Source organism: Streptomyces sp. NPDC046303 (genome assembly GCF_055588085.1).
The window spans coordinates 36,319-43,877 of sequence record NZ_JBVJFA010000047.1 but is presented as its reverse complement, the minus strand read 5'-3'; the positions used below and the strand labels follow the sequence as shown (position 1 = coordinate 43,877).

The 7,559-nt window shown below is 71.5% G+C and carries 5 protein-coding genes; 4 read left to right on the top strand and 1 reads right to left on the bottom strand.

Annotated elements, in window-relative coordinates:
- Window positions 1–113 precede the first annotated feature (113 nt).
- Genes ACZ6I1_RS31865 through ACZ6I1_RS31855 form a run of 3 tightly spaced genes read left to right on the top strand, consistent with a single transcriptional unit; the run spans window position 114 to window position 4,102 of the window.
- Complete coding sequence (locus tag ACZ6I1_RS31865) at window positions 114–1,337, top strand: hypothetical protein (RefSeq protein ID WP_469292377.1); 1,224 nt, start codon at window positions 114–116, stop codon at window positions 1,335–1,337.
- 36 nt (window positions 1,338–1,373) lie between these two features.
- Window positions 1,374–3,509, top strand: coding sequence for a tetratricopeptide repeat protein (locus ACZ6I1_RS31860; protein ID WP_469292376.1), 2,136 nt, complete (start codon window positions 1,374–1,376; stop codon window positions 3,507–3,509).
- An 8-nt stretch (window positions 3,510–3,517) separates the two neighbouring features.
- Window positions 3,518–4,102, top strand: a complete 585-nt coding sequence (locus ACZ6I1_RS31855) for a flavin reductase family protein (RefSeq protein WP_469292375.1) — start codon at window positions 3,518–3,520, stop codon at window positions 4,100–4,102.
- Window positions 4,103–4,134: 32 nt separating this feature from the next.
- Here the strand turns inward: ACZ6I1_RS31855 and ACZ6I1_RS31850 are convergent, their stop codons facing one another.
- Window positions 4,135–4,923, bottom strand: a complete 789-nt coding sequence (locus ACZ6I1_RS31850; protein WP_469292374.1) for an AfsR/SARP family transcriptional regulator — start codon at window positions 4,921–4,923, stop codon at window positions 4,135–4,137.
- Window positions 4,924–5,430: 507 nt separating this feature from the next.
- On the opposite strand from ACZ6I1_RS31850, the gene ACZ6I1_RS31845 reads away from it, so the two are divergent.
- On the top strand, window positions 5,431–6,984 hold the full coding sequence (locus tag ACZ6I1_RS31845) for a M28 family peptidase (protein WP_469292373.1): 1,554 nt from the start codon (window positions 5,431–5,433) through the stop codon (window positions 6,982–6,984).
- Window positions 6,985–7,559 lie beyond the last annotated feature (575 nt).

The following is a 7,559-nucleotide window of genomic DNA, read 5'->3' as shown; positions in this document are numbered from 1 at the left end:
GCCGGTGGCAGCCCGAGGCGACTCGGGCTGCCTCGCCGGCACGACGGCACCTCCCGGCAAGCGGGTGGTGACCCGCCCAGGCCGGGTCCGGACCGGAAGCCGAGGGAGACCCCATGCCGGAGCACGGCATCCGCAGCAATGCCGATACGCCGCTGCCGTTCCATCCGCTGGTCTATCTGGAGGACGGCGACGAAGTCACCATCGGGCGGCCCGACACGGACTCCTACGCGATCTTCCCGCCCGACGGGGCCGACCTGGTGCGCCGCCTGGCGGAAGGAGCCACACCCGCGCAGGCCTTCGACTGGTACGCCGCCCAGTACGGCGAGCCGGTCGACGTCGAGGACATCATCGGAGCCCTGCGCGAGCTGGGGTTCGTCCGAGAAGCCGGCGACGAGTCGGCCGCGGCGGAGCCGGTGCGCTGGCAGAGGTTCGGCCGAGCGCTGTTCTCGCCGCTCGCCTGGGTCTGCTACGCCCTCGTCGTGGCGTGGGCGCTGCTTCGCGTGATCCTTTCGCCGGACCTCGTACCGACGGCCGAGGACCTGCTGTTCAGCGACTACTACGCAGTGATCAGCCTCGTGCTGCTGGTCGCCGCCGTCCCCCTCATCGCCGTCCACGAGGCGTTCCACGCCCTGGCCGCACGGCGTCTCGGCGTCCGCTCGCGGACCCGGTTGTCGTACCGCTTCTACTTCCTGGTGGTCGAGACGGCGCTGGACGGCCTGGTCGCCGTCGAGCGCAGGAAGCGCTATCTGCCGATCGTGGCCGGAATGGTCGCCGACTGCGTCCTCGTCGCCCTGCTCATCACGGTGGCCGACGCCTCCCGCGGCCCCGGCGGGGCCGACACGCTCACCAGCCGGGTGTGCCTCGCGCTGGCGTTCGCCGCCCTGCTGCGCCTGCTGTGGCAGTTCTTCCTCTACCTGCGCACCGACGTCTACGTGCTGATCACCACCATGCTCGGATGCGTGGACCTGCACACCACGTCCGTCCGCCTGCTGCGCAATCGGTTCCTGCGGTGGTGCGGGCGGACCGACCGGCTGGCGGACGAGTCCCAGTGGCACCCCGTGGACCGCCGGGCGGCACGCTGGTACTCCTGGCTGATCGTGGCCGGCTACACCGTCAGCCTCGGCACGTTCCTGCTGGCGCTCGCCCCGGTCTTCGTATCGATGATCTCCGGCGCCATCGACCGCTTCGGCGCCGGGCAGCGGTCGAGCTGGACCGAGCTCGTGGATTCCTCTGCCTTCCTCCTGCTGACCTTCGCGCAGATCGCCCTCACCGTCTGGATCGCCGCCAGGGAACGCCTGCGCGCCCGACGGTCCAGGACCCACCACGTCATCGACTGACGGGTGCCCCCCGTCAGCCCTGTGAAAGGCAGGTTCATGACCGGCCACTACTGGATTTCGGCTTCCCGGCGCCGCGAGCGCGACCGGCTGCGGGCCGGCCTCGGACTGCCTTCCCCGCTCATGGTGGTGGACGCACACCGGCGTCTGCGGGGCCCCTACACCGCGGCGGGCACGCTGCTGCGGCAGGTGGCCCCCGAGGCGCTGCGCCGGCAGCCGGAGCTGGCCGCACGCCACTACATCGAACTCCAGGAAAGCACCCCGGAGTTGTTGCCCTTGGTGCCGCCGAAGGAGAGGGCACTGGAGCAGAACGCCAAGGCGCCGGGTGAGGCGACGAGGTATCCGGCCAGGCTGCATTCGCTGCGGGTCGCGCACGGCATCGTGGACTTCCTGTTGGCCGCACTGGCCGAGCCCGGGGACGGTCCGCGCACGCTCGTGGTCGAGAACGTCCAGCACGCGGACGTCACCGATCGTGAATTCCTCGCCGCCGCGCTGCGGCGCATTCCCGCCCGGCTGCTCACCATCGTGGTCGGGACCGACACGGACGCCCTCGCCGACCCGCCCGGAATGGTCTCGGTGTCCCTCCCCTCGGAACTCGCCACGCGAACCACCCGCATCCACGGCCCGGGCACCGCACCCGGCCCGGGACCGGAGGGCACGGACGGACAGGCAGAGACCCTGCTCCAGGCGGCCACCCGGTTCGTGGACGGGGACTGCGTCGACGATGAACCCGCGTCGGCCGCCGCCTACCTGGCGATCACCGAGGACGAGCGCACCGCCCTGCACGACCGCAGGGCCGAGGCACTGGCCTCCCGGGCGGAGGAGGAACCGTCCCTGAGGCTGGGCGCCCTGCCGTACCACCTGCTGCGCGGCAGCGACTCCGACGGTGCCGGACTCGACGCCTTGAGGTGGGCGCAGGGCCGCTGCAAGTACTTCGGCTTCTACCACGCCGCGGCCGAGATGGGCGAGGAAGGCCGCCACCGGGTGGATCCCGTCACGCGTCCCGAACTGTGGTGGCCCTTCACCCGGGAGACGGGCGTGTGCCTGGCCGCCGCGGGGCGGCCGGAGGAGTCGGCCGCGGTGCAGGAGGAGGCCCGGGCGGCGACCGCCGCGCCCAAGCACCACATGAGCCTCGCCTATGAGACGGGCATGCTCTACGCCCGCCATTTCCCGCCCGAACTGCGCGACGACCGGCGGGCCAGGGCGTGGGTCAACCAGGCCATCGCGATATCGGACCTGCTGCCCGATCCCAAGGAGCGTGCCTTCTACTCGGTGTTCAACCGCAACGGACTCGCCCTGGTGGAGGTCAGGGCGGGACGGCCCGACGAGGCGTTGCGGCTGCTCGACGAGGGAATAGAGAGGCTGGACCGCGAGCTGGGCATCGGCGAGCGGACCTGGCACCGCGTGGGCCTGCGCTACAACCGGGCGCAGGTGAACGGCATGAGCGGCCGGCTGGAGGACGCGCTCGCCGACTACGTCTCGATCATCGACGCGGACAGCGACTTCGCGGACCACTATTTCAACCGTGGCAGCATGCTGCGCCGGCTGGGCCGCATCGAAGAGGCCATCGCGGACTACGAGAGGGCGCTGGCCCTGGAACCGCCCTTCCCTGAGGCGCACTACAACCGCGGCGAGGCCCGGCTGGAACTCGGCGACGCCGAAGGAGCGCTGGCCGACTTCGACCGCACCCTGGAGCTGGAGCCCGGCCATCTGGAGGCGTTGCTCGCCCGTGCGGGGCTGCTGGCCGACCGGGGGGACGACAAGGCCGCACTGGACGACGTGACGGCAGGCCTGCGACTCGACCCGCACCACCCGCACCTGCTCTGTCTGCGGGGACGCCTCTGGGGCGAGGACGGCCGGACGGCCGAGGCGCGCGCATCCCTTGCCGAGGCACTGCGCCTCGATCCCCAGCTGGCCGAAGCCTGGGCGATCAAGGCCGAACTCGCCTACCGGGAGGGCGACCTGGTGGGGGCACTGGCGGATTTCGACCGTGCGGTGGATCTCGAGGGCGGCCGGCCCGATTTCCGGTTCAACCGGGGCGTGGTGCACGAAGCGGCGGGCAGCTTCGAACGGGCCGTGGCCGACTTCGAAGCGGTCCTGGCCGTCACCGATGACGACGAGGCGCGGAGCCGTCGGGAGACCTGCCTGCGCGCGGCCGAACGCGCTCACGCGTAGGAGGCCGGATGGACCTCCGACAGCAGGAGCAGCGGGAGCAGCGGGAGCAGCAGGAGCGGCAGGAACCCGGACAGGAGCAGGACCGCCTTGGCCCTGCGGCCGGGTTCACCGAGGCGATGTCACGGCTGGTGTCAGGGGTGGCGGTCGTCTCCGCCCGGCGGAGCGACGGGCGGCCCTGCGGCCTCCTCGTGTCGTCCGTCTGCTCCTACAGCGCGGCCCCGCCGTCGGTTCTGGTGGCGCTGGCCCGCAGTTCACGGACCTGTCGGGAACTCGCCGCCGGGCCGGGCGCGTTCTTCGGCGTCCACCTGCTGGCACGCGCCCACTCCGCGCTGGCCCAGACGTTCGCGGGCAGTTCCGAGGACAAGTTCGCCGACGTGCTCTGGGAGTGGGACGGGCAGGTTCCCCGGTTGGCCGGCGTCCCGGTCTACGCGAAGTGCCGTGCGGGCGTGCTGCTCCCGCACGGCGACCACGTGATCGTGGTGGGTGAGGTGGTCGACTGCTCGGTGGCGGAGGGCGAGCCCCTGGTGTACTTCCGCCGACGCCTCGACTGGAGTCTCGGCGAACCCGCGCGCGGTCTGCCCCTTGCCCCCTGACCAGTCGTGCCCGGTCTCCGCCGGGCCGGCCGTCAACCGCCGAGCACGGTCGGCCGGAGCGCACCCGTCGGGCGGCAGCCGTCGTGCCCGGCGTTCTCCTGCAGGGCCCCGCTCAGCAGCGCCTGCTGCGCCGCGCGCAGGCCCGGTCCCGGTTCCATGCCGGTGTCCTCCAGCATGGTGCGCCGGGCGCGGGCATAGGCGTTCAGGGCTTCGGCGCGGCGCCCTGCCGTGGCCAGGGCGAGCATCAACTGTTCGTGGAAGTCCTCGCGCAGGGGGTGGCGTGCGCAGAGTTCCTCGAGTTCGCCGACGACCTCGCGCGCTCTCCCGCTGCAGATGTCCGCACCGATCCGGTCGTGCACCAGGGCCAGCCGTTCTTCTTCCAGCCGCACCGTGTAGTGCGCGGGAAGGCATGACTGTCCGAGGTCTCCGGGAGGAGTGCCGCGCCAGAGGGCCAGGGCTTGATCAAACGATTTCGCCGCGGAGGCGCAGTCTCCAGCGGCCCTCAGGTCCCGGCCGAGCCCGGCCATCGAGCGGAACCGGTCGAGATCCAGCTCGCCCGGCCGCACGCGCAGCAGATAGCCGTCGCCGGAGGTGAGCAGCAGCGGATGCCGACGCGCGTCGCCGCCGTCGCGGCTGTGCCCGGGGTCCAGGACGCGCCGCAGCCCCGACACGTACATCTGTACGGTCGCCACGGCCGACCGGGGCGGCCGGCCGTCCCAGAGCTCGCCGATCAGCGTGCAGATCGGGAAGCGCCGGTTGGCGTGGAGCAGCAGCAAGGTGAGCAGGGCGCGCCTCTTGGGAGAGGTGGGCGTGCAGGGCACGCCTGCGCGGTGGACCTCGAGGGGCCCCAGGATCCGGTAACTGGGTCTGTCCGAAGGCCCTGGTTCACTCTCCGGGTCCTCGGGCGCGGCCGACGGGCCGGGCGCGGGCCCCGGACAGCCGGACGAGGGCGGGTCTGCCGAAGGTCTTGCCGTTCTGGCCAGCACTGATCTGCCACTCCCGCGTCACCGGCGCCCTCGGGCGCGCTGTCCTGTCGGTCGGCACACGATGGGACCCACCGGCGCTCATGTCATGGATACGGGATCAAGCGAAAGTGTCATGCTCTCGAACAGGCCAACTTCCAAACAAAATAGGCGAGTTATGCATCCATAGCGCGCGTCTCCGGCTGTTCCCGATCGAACTCGGCCACATGTCCGGGCGTCCGAGCCGGCTCGGGTCTTCTCCTTGGCGGCGGGCCGCCACAGGGTGGGCGTGCGTCGATCTCCTCCCGCCGAGCTCATCCTTCCCCCCCGTCGACCGATCCATCGACCTACCGCTGAGAGGCCTCCATGTCCGCACGTCGTATCGCGGCGGCGACCGCCACCCTGGCCGCCGCCGCCCTCGTCTCACCCCTGCTCCTCGCCGGGCCGGCCACCGCGGAGGCCGACGACCCGGCCCGGGCCGCCCGGGGAGGCGCACTGGCCGGGAAACTCGTCAAGGAGGCCACGGCCAAGGACGCCTTCCGTCACTTGAGGGCCTTCCAGGCGATAGCCGACTACAACGGCGGCACGCGGGTGGCCAGTTCCAGGGGCCACGAGCAGTCGGCCGCCTACGTGCAAGGGGTGCTCAAGGCCGCCGGTTACGAGGTCTCCCGCCAAGAGTTCGACTTCGTCTACACCGACGATCTCGCCGAGAGCCTCACCGTGCTCTCGCCCACGCCGCGCGACATCACGCTCCAGCTGATGGCGTACACCGCGAAGGGCCCCGAGGGCGGTGTGACCGCGGACGTGGCCGTAGCCCCGGTGGACGCCGACAACACCCACGGCTGCGAACCCACCGACTTCGCCGCAGGCGTCTTCACCGGCAAGATCGCACTGATCAAGCGCGGCGGCTGCAGCTTCGCGGCCAAGCAGGCCCATGCCCACGCGGCGGGCGCGCTCGGCGCCGTCGTCTACAACAACACCACGGGCAAGATCAACGGCACCATCGGCGACGCGGCCCTCGCGAGGATCCCCACCGGCGGCATCAGCCAGGAGGACGGCGAAGCGCTGGCCGCCGAGGCCGCGGCGGGCCCGGTGACGGTCACCCTCGACATCCACGAGCTGCGCGAGAACCGCAAGACCTTCAACGTGGTGGCGGAGACCCGGGGCGGCGACGCGGCCGGCACCGTGTTCCTCGGGGCCCACCTGGACTCGCTCCACGACGGCCCGGGCATCAACGACGGCGGCTCCGGCTCGGCCGGCATCCTCCAGGTCGCGGTCAAGCTGGCCACGTCCCAGCACAAGGTCAAGAACAAGGTCAAGTTCGCCTGGTGGTCGGCCCAGGAGTTCGGCGCACTGGGCTCGCAGGCCTACCTCGCCTCACTGACGGAAGACCAGAGGAACCAGACCAGGCTCTACCTGAACTTCGACACGATCGGCTCCCCGAACGCCGCCTACTTCGTCTACGACGGCGACGACTCGGACGGCGTCGGCGCCGGCCCCGGCCCCGAGGGCTCCGCCCAACTGGAGAAGGCCATCACGGACTTCCTCGACTCCAAGGGCATCCCGCACGAGGGCACCGACCTCACCGGCCTCTCGGACCACGCGCCGTTCATCGCGGCCGGCATCCCGGCCGGCGGCACCTTCACCGGCGCCGAGGGCATCAAGACCGAGGCCCAGGCCGCCACGTTCGGCGGTCGGGCGGGGATCGCGTACGACGCGAACAACCACACCGCCGCCGACGACCTCACCAACATCGACATGCGGGCGTTCGACATCAACATCGACGTCATCGCCGACGCGGTCGGCCACTACGCGTACGACCTCGGCCCGCTCACCCGGCCGGGGGCCTCCGCCCTGACGGACGGCGGCTCCGCCCGGGCCCGCGGCCCGCGCGACGGCTACGGGCACCTGACCGAGTAAAAGGCCACATGACCATGTTCACCGGGGCCGGTGCCGCGGCCCGCCACCGTGGATCCGCTCACAGCGGGGGCGGTTCCAGGCCACTGCCGACCGTCGTTGCGTAGGCTGGCGCCGTCGTCGCGGTGGGGGAGCGGGTGAGCCGGCCGAGCCCCTCGAAACCTGCCCGGCGATGCGTCGGAAGAGTCGGCAACCGGTCGGCATCGGGTCGCGGAAACCTGGAGAAAGCTGACCGGAACCACGACTCGTGAGTCCTCCGCCTGGGACAGCACGGACGTCGGGCAGGCGCGCTTCACAACGAGGCTGGCTCAACGCGTTCACCATCGCCGAAATGGTGAACGACTGGGGCTGGCTCATACGAGAGATCGAGCGCGCTGCGCGAATGGTCCCGCACCGCGACGGTCGATGACGACGCCACGGCCAGGGCACAGTGCTACGGGTCCTTTCCGCCGGACATGTGGTGGTGGCGGCGATATCCCCGCCTCCTCGGCGGGGCCTGGACCACGCACTCCGCTCCGTAGGCGCCAGGGTGCCGAGATGGGCACCTCATGATGCGAATGATCCCATTTCAGGGTCGT

Coding starts and splice junctions, on each gene's coding strand:
- ACZ6I1_RS31855 (WP_469292375.1), top strand. CDS start 3,518: ATGGACCTCCGACAGCAGGAGCAGCGGGAGCAGCGGGAGCAGCAGGAG.
- ACZ6I1_RS31845 (WP_469292373.1), top strand. CDS start 5,431: ATGTCCGCACGTCGTATCGCGGCGGCGACCGCCACCCTGGCCGCCGCC.
- ACZ6I1_RS31865 (WP_469292377.1), top strand. CDS start 114: ATGCCGGAGCACGGCATCCGCAGCAATGCCGATACGCCGCTGCCGTTC.
- ACZ6I1_RS31860 (WP_469292376.1), top strand. CDS start 1,374: ATGACCGGCCACTACTGGATTTCGGCTTCCCGGCGCCGCGAGCGCGAC.